Here is a 17019-nt window from a genome sequence, read left to right on the forward strand (position 1 = left end):
CCTGACTACTGACGATTCGGGCAATGCAGGCGGGTCATCTCGCCTTCTCTGCCCCCGGGTGAAAATAGCGTAACGCTGATGCTGACACATCCCGCCTGCGATGTCTGCATTCGGTTGACCTGCCAGTTTGCAGGTGGCGAAATCGCGCGCAGTTGTGCTTGCTGCCAGGCGTGCCGCCAGAGCTGCTGGTACTGGTTTCTGCTGGCAAGACTGGTGCTTAATGTTCGCTGGTAACCAGATAACGCAGTGACAATCATCACCATCAGTACCATCGCCAACATCACCTCCGGCAGGCTAAAACCTTGCTGATTCTTCAGGGAAGCTGACATAACGCCTCCTCTTTCAGCGGACAAAAATCACTCCAGCCATGTGGCGAAAATACGATATTCCCATCGATGGCTTCCCCCATTCGCCATAATGAAACGTCTTCATAACCGGCTATTAGCAAGGCTTTATTATCCGCAAGTCTTCGCAGGCAAGCTCGAGCACCCGTTGCGGCATATTGCGAACACTGAACAGCTTGCTGTACCTGCCAGGCATGCATTTTCCCCCACTCAAGCGCCGACTGCACAATGGCCTGACGGCGTAATGACTGGCTTTCCATAGTCACGCGAGAGGCAAAACTACGATCCTGCTGGCTCATTCCTTGTAGCAGCAAGCTGCCCAAAACCAGCAGCATCAGGACCAGTGCCAGCGATGAAACACCCTTTTCGCGGTTCACAGGTTGAATCCTGTCACGCTATAGCTGGCAAGTACCACGGTTTGTGGATCAGCCTTGCTGGCAGCGTGCATATTAACCGTCAGCACCGGCGGGAAACCGCTGTTATCCTGTCGGGTAACCTGAAAAGTGTCGATAACGACGGCATCTGGATTGGTCAATTTATCCCAGCCCTTACCTTCACAGGATGTCGTGCCGCGTAGCGTTTCCAGGACATTGTCTTTTAGCCGAAATCCAATCTGGTCGGATTCTTTTCCCGGCTCATGCTCCCAGATACCGTTACTGTTCGCATCCCACTGCACAATGATGCAGTCACCCTGCCCAACAATTTTCAGACCTTCACCGGGACAGGTTCCATGACAATAACCTGCTCTCTGGAGATGCTTCGCGACTGTAAATACCCGCAGCCAGATTTCATCTTCCAGCGCCAGCTTGCGAGTAGCAATCAAACTTTCACGCTGTAATGCGGGCAGAAATCGCGCAGCTCCCAGCAGCAGTACGCTGCTGATTGCCATAGCAATCAGCACTTCCAGCAGAGAAAAACCTTGCTCTTTTATAAGCATCCTTCTGTTTCTCCTTGCTGACAAAGCCGGAGCCTTCCCCACGGCGAAACCACCAACCACCACTCGCCCGCTGAATTTTTGAAGCGAATATGTCCGGCCCATGCTGTATTGCGTAGGCCAAAGAAAGTGAGCGAAGGTGTCAGGTCGCTCATTTCGACTTCGGGCCAGCGAGGCACAAAGACCAGCGGTGAACTGCCATGACAGGTATTCGCCCCAGCGGCGGCACTCGCAAGACACCATGACGTTCCCTCCCTGATGACACTGATACTGTGGTCGCGGTTATGCCAGTTGGCATCCTCACGTAAATAGAGCAAATAGTCTCGCGCCAGGCTGGCGGTTTGCCATAACCGTTGCGACTGCTGCCAGTACTGCCAGCCATAGAGTCCACTTGCACTTAGCATGACCAAAATCAGCATCGCGACCAGCGTTTCAATCAGCGTATAACCACGTTGTTTTTTCATGCCGGCAGTATGCGGCGCGGAGAAAAAAAGACGAGTGCCAGTTTCTATTTCTTCGGCCCGTCTTCCGGACTATTTACCCTGTTGCAGGGCGTTGCAAAATTTCGGGAAGGCGTCTCGAAGAATTTAACGGAGGGTAAAAAAAACCGACGCACACTGGCGTCGGCTCTGGCAGGATGTTTCGTAATTAGATAGCCACCGGCGCTTTAATGCCCGGATGCGGATCGTAGCCTTCAATCTCAAAGTCTTCGAAACGGTAGTCGAAGATGGATTCGGGTTTACGTTTGATAATCAACTTCGGCAGCGGACGCGGTTCGCGGCTTAATTGCAGATGGGTTTGATCCATATGGTTGCTGTACAGGTGCGTGTCGCCACCGGTCCAGACAAAATCACCCACTTCAAGATCGCACTGCTGCGCCATCATATGCACCAGTAACGCATAGCTGGCGATGTTAAACGGCAGCCCCAGGAAGACGTCACAGGAGCGTTGATAAAGCTGGCAAGAGAGTTTGCCGTCTGCGACATAGAACTGGAAGAACGCATGGCATGGAGCCAGTGCCATTTTATCCAGTTCCCCCACGTTCCACGCCGAAACAATAATGCGGCGGGAATCCGGGTCGTTTTTCAGCTGGTTCAGCACTGTGGTTATCTGGTCAATATGACGTCCATCCGGCGTTGGCCAGGCGCGCCACTGTTTGCCATATACCGGGCCGAGGTCACCGTTTTCATCAGCCCATTCGTCCCAGATGGTGACATTGTTTTCGTGCAGATAAGCAATGTTGGTGTCGCCCTGCAGGAACCACAGTAGTTCGTGGATGATGGAACGCAGGTGGCAACGTTTGGTTGTCACCAGCGGGAATCCATCCTGCAGGTTAAAACGCATCTGATGACCAAAAATGGAAAGCGTTCCGGTTCCGGTACGGTCGTTTTTCTGTGTGCCTTCGTCGAGCACTTTTTGCATCAGTTCTAAATACTGTTTCATGGTTCCTCAGGAAACGTGTTGCTGTGGGCTGCGACGATATGCCCAGACCATCATGATCACACCCGCGACGATCATCGGGATGGAAAGAATTTGCCCCATGCTGATGTACTGCACCCAGGCACCGGTAAACTGCGCGTCGGGCTGGCGGAAAAACTCAACAATGATGCGAAACGCGCCGTAGCCAATCAGAAACAAGCCAGACACGGCCCCCATCGGGCGCGGTTTACGAATATACAGGTTGAGGATAATAAACAGCACCACACCTTCCAGCAGCAGTTCGTACAACTGTGACGGGTGGCGAGGCAGCACGCCGTAAGTATCAAAAATGGACTGCCACTGCGGATTGTTTTGCAGCAACAGAATATCTTCGGTACGGGAACCCGGGAACAGCATGGCAAACGGGAAGTTCGGGTCAACGCGGCCCCACAATTCACCGTTAATAAAGTTGCCCAGACGCCCGGCGCCAAGACCAAACGGAATAAGCGGTGCGATAAAATCAGAGACCTGGAAGAAGGAACGTTTGGTGCGGCGGGCGAAGATAATCATCACCACAATCACGCCAATCAGGCCGCCGTGGAAGGACATGCCGCCGTCCCAGACACGGAACAGATACAGCGGATCGGCCATAAACTGCGGGAAATTGTAGAACAGAACATACCCAATACGTCCGCCAAGGAAAACGCCAAGGAAACCCGCATAGAGTAAGTTTTCAACTTCATTTTTGGTCCAGCCGCTCCCCGGACGGTTCGCCCGACGTGTTGCCAGCCACATCGCAAAAATGAAACCTACCAGATACATCAGGCCGTACCAGTGAAGCGCAACGGGTCCTATTGAGAAAATGACCGGATCGAATTCCGGAAAATGCAGATAGCTACTGGTCATCTGTCACCACAAGTTCTTGTTATTTCGCTGAAAGAAAACAGCGATTGAAATGCGCGCCGCAGGTTCCAGGCGCTCCAAAGGTGCGAATAATAGCACAAGGGGACCAGGCTGGTTGCCGGATACCGTTAAAAGATATGTATACGATCCGCGCTATAGCCCCCCGCGAATCAGCCCGCCCATGCCGCGACGCTCCATAAATGCCGCAACCTGATGACGAACTTCAGTCGCCAGTTGTGCTTCCAGGCTGCGCTGCGCAAGGTTTTCCGCTTCGGCAAAATCAATGCGCCGCAGCAAATATTTTACGCGCGCGACAGAACGCCCGTTCATAGACAGATGGCGATACCCAAGTCCAATGAGGATTGCTACGCACATAGGATCTCCCGCCATTTCGCCACACAAACGGAGATCTATCCCTTGCGTTTCCGCTTCCCGGGCGATCATTGCCAGCGCACGTAACATCGCAGGATGCAGGCTGTCATAAATGTTCGCAACTCGCGTGTTGTTACGATCAACAGCCAGAATGTATTGAGTCAGATCGTTGGTGCCAACAGAGATAAAATCGACCCGGTTTACCAGGTGAGGCAACATAAACACCATCGATGGCACTTCCAGCATGATACCGATGCGCGGTTTCGGGATCGCATAGCCGATCATCTCCTCGACTTCACGTCCGGCACGTTCAATCAGGCGGCGTGCTTCGTCAACTTCATCGAGGCTTGTGACCATCGGCAATAAGATGTTCAGGTTGCCCGTTGCTGCATTAGCACGCAGCATCGCCCGCACCTGGATCAAAAAGATCTCCGGCTGATCGAGCGTAATGCGGATCCCACGCCAACCCAGACATGGATTCTCTTCGCTGATAGGCATGTAAGGAAGTTGCTTATCAGCACCAACATCCAGCGTGCGCAGCGTGACAGGCTTATCATTGAACATTTGCAACATGCCCTGATATTGCGCCACCTGCTCTTCTTCCGACGGGAAACCGCTTTGCAACATGAAAGGAATTTCAGTGCGATAAAGGCCGATACCATCAATGCGACTGCCCAGTTTTTCTTCATGTTCCGGGCTTAAACCCGCATTAAGCATGACTTTAATGCGCTCACCGCTTTTTAACTGTGCGGGTAAATTGACGTCATCTTCCGCCAGCCGGCTTAGCTCATTTTCTTCGCTAATTAGCCGTTGGTATTCTTGTAGCAACACCGGTTCCGGGTCGACCAGTAATTCCCCGCGATAACCATCAACAATCAGCATCCGATGATGCAGCACTGAAGGTTGAATGTCCGCCCCCATCACGGTAGGAATACCCAGCGCGCGCACCATAATCGCCGCATGGGAGTTGGCCGCACCATCGCGTACGACGACGCCGACTAAGCGATCCTGGGGCAACTCCGCAAGGGTCGTCGCCGACAATTCATCTGCCACCAGAATGAAACGTTCCGGCCAGGCGTTCGGCCCCTGATTTGCATCATCAAGGTGAAACAGCAACCGCTGGCCCAGCGCGCGTAAATCGCCAGCGCGCTCTTTGAGATAGTTATCACTTAGCGCGGCAAACTGTTCAGCAAATTTTTCAATGACCGTTTTCACAGCCCACTCTGCGACCGAGCCTTTATCCACCTCGGCAAACAGTTCGCGACGCAAACGGGTGTCGGAAAGCAGGTGCGAGTAAAGATCGAAAATGGCCGCAGTTTCTTTCTGCGCCCCGGCAGCAAAGCGTTTGCTGTAACGACGAAATTCGTTAGCTGCCTCTTCCAGCGCTCCGGTCAGGCGCTCACGTTCCAGCGCTGGATCCAGCGTTGATGCCTGATACACCTGTTCCATTAAGGGTAAAGTGGCATCCTGCCAACCTTCGGCAATCGCCACGCCGGGTGCAGCCGGTAATGCGCGGATTCGCGTCTGGCGATATTGTCCGAATAAGGCAGTCAACTGCGACTGGGAAAGAATGGCCGCCATCTGGGTAGCGAGCGTCACCAGAAAGGATTCTTCGCTTTCATCGTACTGGCGTAGCTCTCGTTGCTGCACCACCAGCACGCCAAGCAATTGGCGACGCTGAATAATCGGAACGCCTAAGAAAGCACGGAAACGCTCTTCTTTTACGGAGGGGACATATTTGAAGCTGGGGTGTTTTTGCGCATCCGCAAGGTTTATCGGTTCCGCCAGCCTGCCAACCAGGCCGACGATCCCTTCATCAAACGCGAGCGTTACGGTGCGACCTCGCGGTTTTTTCAGCCCCCGAGTCGCCATCAGGTAGTAACAACGTCGGTCGTGATCGGCCAGGTAGACCGAACAGACTTCGGTATCCATCGCAAGACAGATGTCGGTAACCAGAATATTCAACGCCTCGTTAAGGCGGGGAGCACTGGCTACCTTTTCGACTATTTCGCGCAGGCGAGTGAGCATAATTGGCGTGACTTAACCTCTTTTACGTCGATAAGTAGATGCGTTTTGTGGTTTAGGCGTATTGTCCTGTAGCGCCATCACAACACTCGCAAACTCTTTCATTACCCTGCGGTAGACATCACGTTTAAATGACACCACCTGTCTGACCGGATACCAGTAACTTACCCAACGCCAGCCGTCAAACTCTGGTGTACTGCTGGTTTGCATATTGATTTCCGCATCGCCGCTCACCAGCTGCAAGAGAAACCATTTTTGTTTTTGGCCGATACACACCGGCTTCGTGTCCCAACGCACCAAACGTTTTGGTAATTTGTAGCGCAACCAGTTACGCGTTGAAGCAAGGATTCGAACGTCTTTGCGGCTTAATCCTACTTCTTCAAACAATTCACGGTACATCGCCTGTTCTGCGGATTCTCCGGGGTTAATTCCGCCTTGCGGAAATTGCCAGGAGTGCTGACCAAATCGACGGGCCCACATTACTTGCCCCTGACGATTACAAATCACGATACCTACGTTTGGGCGGTAGCCATCGTCATCAATCACCGGACTACCTCAAAATAAAACTTTATATGCGAATGATTGTTTCATACTCCTGGAAGGCGGTAAACCACTCTCTGCAAGGCATTACACACTAATAACAATTGAATAACTCACAGTTAAGTGCAGAGTTATAAACAGCAGAGGGGGAACATCACCGTTTTTATTCACCTTTTCTGTGGATAGAGTTGTGAAGAAGTACGGAATTACTGCGGGAAAACCCAGAGCATTCTGAACAACCCTGATTCAGGCATTACAAAATAATAGTTACTAATCAATGAACTAGGTGCTTAAATCGCTACCAAACAGGTAAAATCGTGACCTGTATCACACTCACTGTATACGAGGTGGTGAAAGATCAACCAATGTCGTATTTATCCACAGAATGTGCCAATAAGTTAAGCACCGCATCACTAAAAATTGGAGTTTCGTCGCACGTCAAGGCTGTAAATGGAAACAGTAGTGAGGGTTTTTCACAGTTATCCCAGCTTTCTGTGGATAACATGGTGTAAGATCCTGTTTATTTTCAGTGACCAGATTTGGAAAACCTCCCCATACGTTGCGCAACGTGGTTATCTGAAACCTAAAAAGCAATATAAATCATGTAATTGAATAACACGCGTGGAAAAAGTTACACTTGGTATATCCGGTATAAAATTACTGCTCAATTTTTAATCAAGGTATAACACCATGCTCCAGCCTCGCCCATTGCTCTCTCCACCAGAAACTGAAGCGCAGTTATTTGCGCAAGCACAGCAACTTTCCGGTTACACATTGGGTGAGCTGGCGGCACTTGCCGGGCTGGTTGCACCGGAGAATTTAAAGCGCGATAAAGGCTGGATAGGCGTGTTGCTGGAAATTTGGCTTGGCGCCAGCGCGGGCAGTAAACCTGAACAAGATTTTGCGGCCCTGGGCGTAGAGCTAAAAACGATTCCTGTGGATAGCCTTGGCCGTCCTCTGGAAACCACTTTCGTTTGCGTGGCGCCTTTAACCGGCAATAGCGGCGTCACCTGGGAAACCAGCCATGTACGTCACAAGTTAAAACGCGTGCTGTGGATACCTGTAGAAGGCGAGCGCAGTATTCCTCTGGCGCAGCGGCGCGTAGGGTCACCATTACTGTGGAGTCCAAATGACGAAGAGGAACGGCAGTTACGCGAAGACTGGGAAGAATTGATGGATATGATTGTTCTTGGTCAGGTTGAAAGAATTACCGCTCGTCACGGGGAATATTTACAGATAAGACCTAAAGCGGCGAATGCGAAAGCGCTCACCGAAGCCATTGGCGCCCAGGGTGAACCGATTCTGACACTGCCACGCGGCTTTTATTTAAAGAAGAATTTCACCAGTGCGCTATTGGCTCGTCATTTTTTGATCCAGCACCCATCGCTTTGACCTGCCGCATTCCGGGCATATAATTACCGCTTCATTTTTTTGGCAGGGCTTTGTTTGATGTTATTTGCATGGGTAACCGATCCTAACGCCTGGCTTGCGCTCGGTACGCTGACGCTGCTGGAGATCGTTCTTGGGATCGATAATATTATTTTCCTCTCGCTGGTGGTGGCAAAACTACCTACAGCACAACGTGGCCACGCGCGGCGTCTGGGTTTGGCAGCGGCGATGGTCATGCGTCTGGCGCTGCTGGCGTCTATTGCCTGGGTCACACGTCTGACGAATCCGCTTTTTACAATATTCAGTCAGGAAATTTCCGCTCGCGATTTAATTTTGTTACTCGGCGGTCTGTTCCTTATCTGGAAAGCCAGCAAGGAAATCCACGAATCCATTGAAGGCGAAGAAGAAGGGTTGAAAACTCGCGTTTCATCATTCCTCGGCGCTATCGTGCAGATTATGCTGCTGGATATTATTTTCAGCCTCGACTCGGTGATTACCGCTGTGGGCCTGTCAGATCACTTATTCATAATGATGGCAGCAGTGGTAATTGCCGTAGGCGTGATGATGTTCGCCGCGCGCTCGATTGGTGATTTTGTCGAACGCCACCCTTCGGTAAAAATGCTGGCGCTCTCTTTCCTGATTCTGGTGGGCTTTACCCTGATTCTGGAAAGTTTCGATATCCACGTACCGAAAGGTTACATCTACTTCGCGATGTTCTTCTCTATTGCGGTTGAAAGCCTCAACCTGATTCGCAACAAAAAGAATCCGCTCTGATATTCCGTTCGCTCTCCTGCGGGAGAGCGTTCGGCCAGCTCTCCTCCTCACAGTTTAAGATTTTCCTGCTTTCATGATGTATAACGTCAGATTATAAACAGTCTATTATCATTAATGGGCAAAATAGGTGAGGATGACCGGATGAAAAAATGGGCAGTATTAATTTCTGCAGTCGGACTGGCATTTGCCGTTTCCGGCTGTTCCAGTGATTACGTCATGGCGACCAAAGATGGCCGTATGATTTTGACAGATGGAAAACCGGAAATTGATGATGACACCGGGCTGGTGAGTTATCACGATCAGCAAGGTAACGCGATGCAAATAAACCGTGATGATGTTTCGCAAATTATTGAACGTTAAAAAATAAGGTCAGCATCCGGCTGGCCTTAAGATTTTTCTCTTTCCCTTTTCCCTTGCCTCTGCCATTTTTATATTCCTTATGTCGTGATTATAAAAAGGAAACGGCTATGCAATATCACCGTATACCCCACAGCTCGCTGGAAGTCAGCACGCTGGGGCTTGGCACGATGACGTTTGGTGAACAGAACAGCGAAGCCGACGCCCATGCACAACTCGACTATGCTGTTGCTCAGGGCATTAACCTTATCGACGTTGCCGAGATGTACCCGGTACCGCCACGCCCCGAAACTCAGGGGTTAACCGAGACCTATGTCGGTAACTGGCTGGCAAAACATGGCAACCGCGAAAAGTTAATTATCGCCTCCAAAGTGAGCGGACCGTCGCGTAATAATGACAAGGGGATCCGCCCGGATCAGGCGCTGGACAGGAAGAATATCCGCGAAGCTCTGCATGACAGCCTCAAGCGTCTGCAGACTGATTATCTCGATCTCTATCAGGTGCACTGGCCACAGCGCCCGACCAATTGCTTTGGCAAGCTCGGTTATAGCTGGACTGATTCCGCACCCGCGGTCTCTCTGCTGGATACGCTGGACGCACTGGCAGAGTACCAACGCGCGGGGAAAATTCGTTATATCGGCGTGTCGAATGAAACCGCATTTGGCGTAATGCGCTATTTACATCTCGCGGATAAACACGACCTGCCGCGTATCGTCACCATTCAAAACCCCTACAGCTTGTTAAATCGCAGCTTTGAAGTGGGTCTGGCGGAAGTCAGCCAATATGAAGGCGTCGAGTTACTGGCTTATTCGTGTCTTGGTTTTGGCACGTTGAGCGGGAAATATCTCAACGGCGCAAAACCGGCTGGCGCGCGCAATACACTCTTTAGCCGCTTCACTCGCTACAGCGGTGAGCAAACGCAAAAAGCCGTCGCGGCGTATGTTGATATCGCCAACCGTCATGGTCTGGATCCTGCTCAGATGGCGCTGGCCTTTGTGCGTCGTCAACCGTTTGTTGCCAGCACTCTGCTGGGCGCAACAACGATGGAACAGCTGAAAACTAACGTCGAAAGTTTGCATCTGGAGTTAAGCGAAGACGTGTTGTCAGAAATTGAAGCAGTGCATCAGGTTTATACTTATCCGGCACCTTAAATCTTCCGCCTGGCGTTCTGCGCCAGGCATCTCTTGTCACAACTTTTTCAGAATATATTCACTACTTTTCGCCGCCTCTCTCCTGACAAAGCGCAATAGACTCTTTCGGTCAACGCCAGCGCGCGTTTCAATGCTTGTTAAGGATAACCATGTTGATTCTAAGACCACTTCCTCTCGCTATGCTGTTTGTCGGTTGCGTTTCTTCCGTTTGGGGTGCGCAATTACCCCAACCGTTAACGCTGAAAGACGTCACGATTTATCTGCATGGTGCCAGCCTGCAAGGTGAAGAGACACTTAATTTACCAGCCGGAGAAAGCGAAATTATCTTCACTAATATCGCCAATTCGGTAACCGACGACAGCATCGCCATCTCTATCGATAACGGAGTGACTGTGCTTTCCTCACGTATTGAGTTACAGGGAACACAACCGAATACGCTGCCGTCAGATATTCAGCAACAGTTAAAAGCTGCCAGACAGGAACAGGCAAAACTGACCGCCGAGAAAGACAATATCGCGGCTCAAATTAAGGTATTAGAGGCAAATAGCACATTAACAAATAAAAGTGCCGCCGAAGTTGGCAAGTATCTGCAGATGGTGAAAGAGAAAAATGGTGAGCTATTACGTGTTGACAATGAACTGACGCAGAAACTTGCTGATAACCAGCTGGAAATTGAAAAGCTGGAGCAACGCGAGAGCATGAGTAACGGCGATTCAGAAGCTGCCAATGATCCGCAGGTTATCATCGCTAAGGTATATGTCCCAAAAGCCGTCACTGCGAAAGCGGTGGTGCGTTATATGACCCCTGATGCTACATGGACGCCGCTCTATGATATTCACGCCACGGCCATAAACCAGCCGCTGCGTCTGGTTTACAAGGCTAATATTCGCCAGTACACCGGGCTTACATGGAAAAACGTTAATCTCGTGCTCTCGACCAATGAACCTGATACTCACCTCACCTTGCCGCAACTGGAACCCCAGTATGTGGATGTTCCGGAGTATGGAGGTGTAAACGGCTCGCTTTCAGAATCACCTGTGATGAAACAGCGTTCGGAAAATTCGTCTGACCAGGATGCCTCAGAATTGCAGAAAGCCCTGGGGGCAGAGATGCAAAAAACAAGGGAGCAACGAGCCGGGCGCATGTATGCGGCATCGGCAGCGCCCGTTTCACCGCAACCAGAAAGTTTTACCGCGCAAAATGTTCGCTATGCACTTTCGCTACCGTGGCAAATCGACAGCGATAATACCGCGCGCACGGTGGTCATTAAGGAAGAGTCGGTCAACGGTAAATATCGCTTCTTTGCTATTCCAAAGATCAGTAATGACGCCTGGCTCCAGGTACAAATTAAAGAGTGGGAACAGTTAAATTTAATCCCCGGCGAAAGTCAGATCTTCTTTGGCAACAACCGTACCGGCGTGGGCTATTTGCAGCCGCCGGAAGATGGCAGGTCGCTGGATATTCAGCTTAACCGCGATCCTAAGTTGATTATTCAGCGTAAAGCCGCACTCAAAAAAGAGAATGCGTTATCTATCTTTAACGACAGCGCAATACGTAACTTCAGTTACACCCTCAATGTGAAGAATAGCTACGGCGAAGCGGTGGATATCACTCTGCTCGACCAGATCCCAGTCAGTGCTAATAGTGATATTACGGTAGAAAAAATGCAGTACGGGCAGGCGCAGTTTGATGCAAAAACGGGTGAACTGACCTGGACGCTGAAACTGTCAGGCAAAGAGAACGTGAGTCTGCCATTCTCTTACAGCGTGAAGTATCCGAAAGGTATGCACCCTTCGGGAATGTGACCTTCGCCAGATGGCTGAATGTGCCATCTGGCAAAAGATTAATGACGGCGTTGCCAGATCCACAGCGCCGTTATTGCCAGCGCAAACAGCGCACCAAAGCCAATGCCTATGGGCACGACTGGGATGCCTACCATTACTGCCAGCGAGTAAATTCCCAACATCAGCAGCATGGCGCTGTTTTCGCCGAGATTCTGTACTGCAATCGCATTCCCCGCCCCGACGCTTTTTTTGCCTCGCTCCTGTAATAATGCATTGAGCGGTACCACAAAAAAGCCTCCAAGTACGCCAATCAACATCAACAAGGCATAGGCTGGCAGAAGTTCGTGTTGCAGGGAGAAAATCAGCACCACCACGCCAATCAAAATGCCGGCTGGCATGCAGCGTGATACGGTTTCCAGGGTGACCAGTTTTGCTGCCGCCCCCGCACCAACCACGATGCCAATCGCTACCATCGCGTTGAGGTAGGTCGGGGTCGCGTTATCGGTAATGCCCAGCGCCACCGGCACCCACAGCACCAACAGAAAACGCAACGTGACACCCGCGCCCCAGAATAAACTGGTTCCCACCAGCGAAAATCGTGTTTCACCGTTGTGCCATAATACGGCGCAAGCAGAGATAAAGCTGCGGGCCATGTTGATAAGATTCCACGACTGTCCCGGACGCGCCGCCGCCAGTTTTGGAATGTAGAGATTTGCCGCTACCGCGCCAGCATAAGCCAGCGCACAGGCCGCCAGCGCGGCAAGAACATGCCAGTCCGCCAGCACGCCACCGGCTACGGAGCCGAGCAAAATCGCCGCAATAGTGGAGGCTTCCATCAAGCCGTTAGCCTTCACTAACTGATTACCGGTTGTTAACTCGCCAAGAATACCGTATTTCGCCGGAGAATAAGCCGCTGCACCGACGCCCACCAGCGTATAACCGAGAAACGGATTAATGCCAAAACAGATACTGGCAGCCCCCAGCAACTTAAGGCCGTTGGCAAACATCATTACCCGGCCTTTCGCAAAGCTATCCGCCACCTGACCGACAAATGGCGCAAAAAGAATGTAAGCGCCCACAAACACCATTTGCAGGATTGGCTGACTCCAATCCGGGTAGAACTGAGCTTTCAGTAGCGCCAGAGTGGCAAACAGCAGCGCGTTATCGCCAAACGCAGAGAGAAACTGCGCGGCAATAACTGCTTTCATTCCCTTCGACCATAGCGAAGTGTTAGTGTGCACTGACTCACTCATCGTGTTTTTCCGCTTCGTCTACCCAACTTTTCAACGTGACAAAGTCAGGCTTGCCGCTGCCCAGTAATGGCATCTGCTTCAGATAGCGAATGTCACGCGGTACGGCAAGTTCCGGTACGCCGTGCTCACGGGCGTATTGCTGTAGTTTATCGCGCGTCAGTTCGCTGTCTGTGGTGAACAATACCAGCGCCTCGCCTTTACTGGCGTCGCTCTTAATCGCGGTGGCATGGACTTTATCTGGAGAAACACCAAGTGCCAGTTGTTCCACCATTTCCAGTGAAACCATCTCTCCGGCAATTTTGGCGAAGCGTTTTGCCCGCCCCTGAATCTGCACAAATCCCTGTTCATCAAAACGCACGATATCGCCAGTGTCATACCAGCCGCGCTCCATCTCACCGAGTATGTTCTCAGCCGTTGGCACTTCCAGCACGCCTGGTTTATCCACCCGCAGGTAGCCGTTCATTATGTTCGGCCCTTTTAGTTGCAGGCGACCACCTTCTTCAATACCCGGAACCGCCAGCAGACGTGCATCCATACCCGGCAAAATACGCCCGACGGTGCCAGGTTTCGCTGCCATCGGTACGTTGATGGACACCACTGGCGCGCATTCAGTCACGCCGTAGCCTTCAAGAATACGCAGGCCAAATTTATCCTGCCAAAGTCGTTTGGTGCTTTCTTGTAGTTTCTCCGCGCCAGCCACCACATAGCGTAGACGATAGAAGTCATACGGGTTGGCGAAGCGCGCGTAATGACCAAGGAAGGTCGAAGTACCGAAAAGCACCGTACAACTGCGGTCGTACACCAGTTCAGGCACAATGCGGTAATGCAATGGACTGGGGTAAAGGAAGACTTCAGCGCCCGTCAGCAGGGGCGTAAACAAGCCAACAGTTAAACCAAAGGAGTGAAACAACGGTAACGCCGACATAAAGCGATCGTTGGTGGTGAAATCGGCAATCGTTTTAATCTGCTCGACGTTCGCCAGAATGCTTTTATGGCTATGGACGACGCCTTTCGGATGGCCTTCAGAACCGGAGGTAAAGAGGATCAGAGCCTCTTCTTCTGGTTGCTGTTTTACCTGTGCCAGACGCGGCATCAACAGATGGGCGAAGATCCACACTTTGTCGGCAGTGGTGACATCCGCTTTTAAATCTTCCAGATACACCCAGCGTACCTGAGTCAGCTGCTCCGGCAGATACCAGAGTTTGCCTTTATCGAGGAACTGACGAGAAGTGAAGATAGTTTTGATTTCAGCCGCCGTAATGGCGCTGGTCAGCCCTTTTACCCCGGCGGTGTAGTTCATCATTGCCGGAATACGGCGACGGGCGATGGCCCCAAAAATCACTGCCGCACTGATGCCTGCATTGGGCAGCATTAAGCCGATTCTTTCCCCTTCAACGCTATATTTTTCGAGGATGCGACCAACAAACAGTGTTTTAGTGAGCAACTTGCGATAGGTATCTGGGGTAAAGTTGACGTCTTCGACACACTTTTTCCTGGCCCCAAAACGGTACATTGCGCTCAGTAGTGATTCGTACAGCGTTTCACGTGGGCGTACCGCCATACGCGCTTCCATCATAATTTGGTGCAGCATTTCCCCCGCGATTTTACGGCGGTCACGGGCGCGCGGCGCATCTGGCATCGGCACCTGCGTGGGAGGCAAAATATGCAGATGAATTTGCGGGAACAAGCGCCGTTTAACCAGACCTTTCAGGCGACTGAAATGCGTAAGCTCCGCCCCTTCAATTCGCACCGGAATAACCGTCGCGCCTGACTTCGCCGCCACAAAACCGGCGCCATCGTAAATTTTCATCAGCGAACCGGTGGTCGTGATGCGCCCCTCCGGGAAAATCACGACCGGACGGCCTTGTTCCACCAAACGAACCAGATGTTTGATTGCCATCGGCTGTGTCGGATCGAGAGGAACGAAGTCGATAAATGATTTCAACCAACGCATATACCACTGCTGGCTGATAGAGGTGTAAACAGCAAACACCGGGCGAACGGGTAAAAATAGCGCCAGCAGAATGCCATCAATAAAAGAGACGTGATTGGGCGTGATAAGAACGCGCTCTCCCTTCAGCGCCTGGGTGTCACCTGTCACGCGAACGCGGTACAGAGCAAGGCACAAATTTCGAAAAAAGCTAAAAAGCATTTCAACTCCCTTTGCTCATTATTCATTAAATGCGAATGCGGTGAGATTACACGAGATGAAGAGCTCGAGCGACAGTAAAGTCGGTGCGAAAAAAAACCTGCGCATCCGCGCAGGTTGGTGCAAGAGACAGGGTACGAAGAGCGTACCGAATAATCTCACCAATCAATACCTCTGGGATCTTGATTGTGGTCCGCACGACGACGCTTCGCCAGCGAGAAAAAGCAAAGGAATGAAGGGAAATGCAACGAGGTGTGTAAATTGTCGGTTACTGTTACAGATTTGCGACAGGCAAAAAAAACCTGCGCATCTGCGCAGGCTGGTGTAATTCATGTGCTCAACCCGAAGTTGACTTCACCTATCAATACCTCTGGGATCACCACTTTATCAACCTGTAGACAAATGCCACCAGCAGTCAATCGCAACAGCGTTTCGCAAAGTGTAACCAAAGGTTTGCAATCTCTTTTTTTCCTTACGTATTCTCGCTTCGCGCACACTTCCCACGCTGAAATCACAACGCCCCTTGAACCAACGGGCGTTTTCCGTAACACTGGCAGAATGTAAGCGTTTACCCACAAAGGTATTTTCATGGCGACCATTAAGGATGTAGCCCGACTGGCAGGCGTTTCAGTCGCCACCGTTTCCCGCGTCATTAATAACTCTCCAAAAGCCAGCGAAGCTTCTCGTCTGGCTGTGCATAGCGCAATGGAATCTCTGAGTTATCACCCGAACGCTAACGCCCGCGCGTTGGCGCAACAGACCACTGAAACGGTTGGCCTGGTCGTTGGTGATGTTTCCGATCCGTTTTTCGGTGCAATGGTGAAAGCGGTCGAACAGGTGGCTTACCATACCGGTAATTTCTTATTAATTGGCAACGGTTACCACAACGAACAAAAAGAGCGCCAGGCCATTGAGCAGTTGATTCGCCATCGCTGCGCCGCGCTGGTCGTCCATGCCAAAATGATCCCGGATGCCGATTTGTCCTCATTGATGAAGCAAATACCCGGCATGGTGTTAATCAACCGGATCCTTCCGGGTTTTGAGAGTCGTTGTATCGCTCTGGACGATCGCTACGGTGCCTGGCTGGCGACGCGCCATTTAATTCAGCAGGGTCATACACGCATTGGTTATCTCTGCTCTAACCACTCTATTTCTGATGCCGAAGATCGTCTGCGAGGGTATTACGATGCCCTTGCCGAAAGCGGTATTCCGGCTAATGATCGGCTGGTGACTTTCGGCGAACCGGACGAAAGCGGTGGCGAACAGGCGATGACAGAACTGTTGGGAAGAGGCAGAAATTTCACCGCCGTGGCTTGTTATAACGACTCAATGGCGGCAGGCGCGATGGGCGTGCTCAATGACAATGGGATTGATGTACCAGGTGAAATTTCGCTGATTGGTTTTGATGATGTGCTGGTGTCACGTTATGTACGCCCACGGCTGACCACGGTCCGTTACCCAATAGTGACAATGGCGACCCAGGCTGCAGAACTGGCATTGGCGCTGGCGGATAATCGCCCACTGCCAGAAATCACCAACGTTTTTAGTCCTACGCTGGTACGTCGCCATTCAGTTTCAACACCGTCGCTGGATGCAAGTCATAACGCAGCCAGCGACTAGCCGCG

Annotated in this window: 17 protein-coding genes; 6 read left to right on the plus strand and 11 right to left on the minus strand. The window is 51.4% G+C overall.

Annotation, left to right across the window (positions count from 1 at the left end):
* Nucleotides 1-5: 5 nt before the first annotated feature.
* The 9 genes from FEK43_RS00035 to FEK43_RS23285 all read right to left on the minus strand — a co-directional run bounded on the left by FEK43_RS00035 (nt 6) and on the right by FEK43_RS23285 (nt 7042).
* Nucleotides 6-329, minus strand: coding sequence for a prepilin-type N-terminal cleavage/methylation domain-containing protein (locus tag FEK43_RS00035; RefSeq protein ID WP_130207726.1), 324 nt, complete (start codon nt 327-329; stop codon nt 6-8).
* The gene (locus FEK43_RS00040; RefSeq protein WP_130259369.1) at nt 314-721 is read right to left on the minus strand and encodes a DUF2509 family protein; all 408 of its coding nucleotides are present in this window, start codon (nt 719-721) and stop codon (nt 314-316) included. The genes FEK43_RS00035 and FEK43_RS00040 overlap by 16 nt, the downstream gene beginning before the upstream one ends.
* On the minus strand, nt 718-1281 hold the full coding sequence (locus FEK43_RS00045; RefSeq protein ID WP_135407722.1) for a prepilin peptidase-dependent protein: 564 nt from the start codon (nt 1279-1281) through the stop codon (nt 718-720). Before FEK43_RS00045 ends, FEK43_RS00040 begins: the two co-directional genes overlap by 4 nt.
* A complete protein-coding gene (locus tag FEK43_RS00050; protein WP_138158379.1) occupies nt 1272-1742 on the minus strand; it encodes a prepilin peptidase-dependent protein in 471 nt (156 codons plus the stop codon). Before FEK43_RS00050 ends, FEK43_RS00045 begins: the two co-directional genes overlap by 10 nt.
* Before the next feature lie 184 nt (nt 1743-1926).
* Complete coding sequence (gene thyA, locus FEK43_RS00055) at nt 1927-2721, minus strand: thymidylate synthase (protein ID WP_000816232.1); 795 nt, start codon at nt 2719-2721, stop codon at nt 1927-1929.
* 6 nt (nt 2722-2727) lie between these two features.
* Nucleotides 2728-3603, minus strand: a complete 876-nt coding sequence (gene lgt / locus FEK43_RS00060; RefSeq protein WP_032239304.1) for a prolipoprotein diacylglyceryl transferase — start codon at nt 3601-3603, stop codon at nt 2728-2730.
* Between the two features lie 150 nt (nt 3604-3753).
* Nucleotides 3754-6000 carry a phosphoenolpyruvate--protein phosphotransferase gene (gene ptsP / locus FEK43_RS00065; protein ID WP_135407727.1) on the minus strand — a complete coding sequence of 749 codons (2247 nt, stop codon included), beginning with the start codon at nt 5998-6000 and terminating at the stop codon, nt 3754-3756.
* A gap of 12 nt (nt 6001-6012) precedes the next feature.
* The gene (rppH, locus tag FEK43_RS00070) at nt 6013-6543 is read right to left on the minus strand and encodes an RNA pyrophosphohydrolase (RefSeq protein WP_130207736.1); all 531 of its coding nucleotides are present in this window, start codon (nt 6541-6543) and stop codon (nt 6013-6015) included.
* A gap of 352 nt (nt 6544-6895) precedes the next feature.
* On the minus strand, nt 6896-7042 hold the full coding sequence (locus FEK43_RS23285; RefSeq protein ID WP_276319965.1) for a hypothetical protein: 147 nt from the start codon (nt 7040-7042) through the stop codon (nt 6896-6898).
* Nucleotides 7043-7227: 185 nt separating this feature from the next.
* On the opposite strand from FEK43_RS23285, the gene mutH reads away from it, so the two are divergent.
* The 5 genes from mutH to FEK43_RS00100 all read left to right on the plus strand — a co-directional run bounded on the left by mutH (nt 7228) and on the right by FEK43_RS00100 (nt 12013).
* Nucleotides 7228-7929, plus strand: a complete 702-nt coding sequence (gene mutH / locus FEK43_RS00080) for a DNA mismatch repair endonuclease MutH (RefSeq protein WP_130207740.1) — start codon at nt 7228-7230, stop codon at nt 7927-7929.
* Between the two features lie 57 nt (nt 7930-7986).
* Nucleotides 7987-8700: a TerC family protein gene (locus tag FEK43_RS00085; RefSeq protein ID WP_064529833.1), complete on the plus strand. Its 714-nt coding sequence runs from the start codon at nt 7987-7989 to the stop codon at nt 8698-8700.
* A 141-nt stretch (nt 8701-8841) separates the two neighbouring features.
* A complete protein-coding gene (gene ygdR / locus FEK43_RS00090) occupies nt 8842-9060 on the plus strand; it encodes a lipoprotein YgdR (protein ID WP_000758660.1) in 219 nt (72 codons plus the stop codon).
* A gap of 107 nt (nt 9061-9167) precedes the next feature.
* Nucleotides 9168-10208 (plus strand): NADP(H)-dependent aldo-keto reductase, encoded by a 1041-nt coding sequence (locus FEK43_RS00095; protein ID WP_135407729.1) that lies wholly within the window; start codon nt 9168-9170, stop codon nt 10206-10208.
* Nucleotides 10209-10357: 149 nt separating this feature from the next.
* Nucleotides 10358-12013: a DUF4139 domain-containing protein gene (locus tag FEK43_RS00100; protein ID WP_135407731.1), complete on the plus strand. Its 1656-nt coding sequence runs from the start codon at nt 10358-10360 to the stop codon at nt 12011-12013.
* Nucleotides 12014-12051: 38 nt separating this feature from the next.
* On the opposite strand, the gene lplT is transcribed toward FEK43_RS00100, so the two are convergent.
* Nucleotides 12052-13245: a lysophospholipid transporter LplT gene (gene lplT / locus FEK43_RS00105; RefSeq protein WP_130221486.1), complete on the minus strand. Its 1194-nt coding sequence runs from the start codon at nt 13243-13245 to the stop codon at nt 12052-12054.
* Nucleotides 13238-15397 carry a bifunctional acyl-ACP--phospholipid O-acyltransferase/long-chain-fatty-acid--ACP ligase gene (gene aas, locus FEK43_RS00110; protein WP_135407733.1) on the minus strand — a complete coding sequence of 720 codons (2160 nt, stop codon included), beginning with the start codon at nt 15395-15397 and terminating at the stop codon, nt 13238-13240. The genes lplT and aas overlap by 8 nt, the downstream gene beginning before the upstream one ends.
* A gap of 585 nt (nt 15398-15982) precedes the next feature.
* Between aas and galR the strand changes: the two genes are divergently transcribed.
* Entirely contained in the window at nt 15983-17014 is a 1032-nt protein-coding gene (gene galR, locus FEK43_RS00115) for an HTH-type transcriptional regulator GalR (protein WP_130207752.1), read from the plus strand.
* Nucleotides 17015-17019: the final 5 nt, after the last annotated feature.

It is taken from the genome of Escherichia sp. E2562 (assembly GCF_005781075.1).
Classification (GTDB): Bacteria; Pseudomonadota; Gammaproteobacteria; order Enterobacterales; family Enterobacteriaceae; genus Escherichia.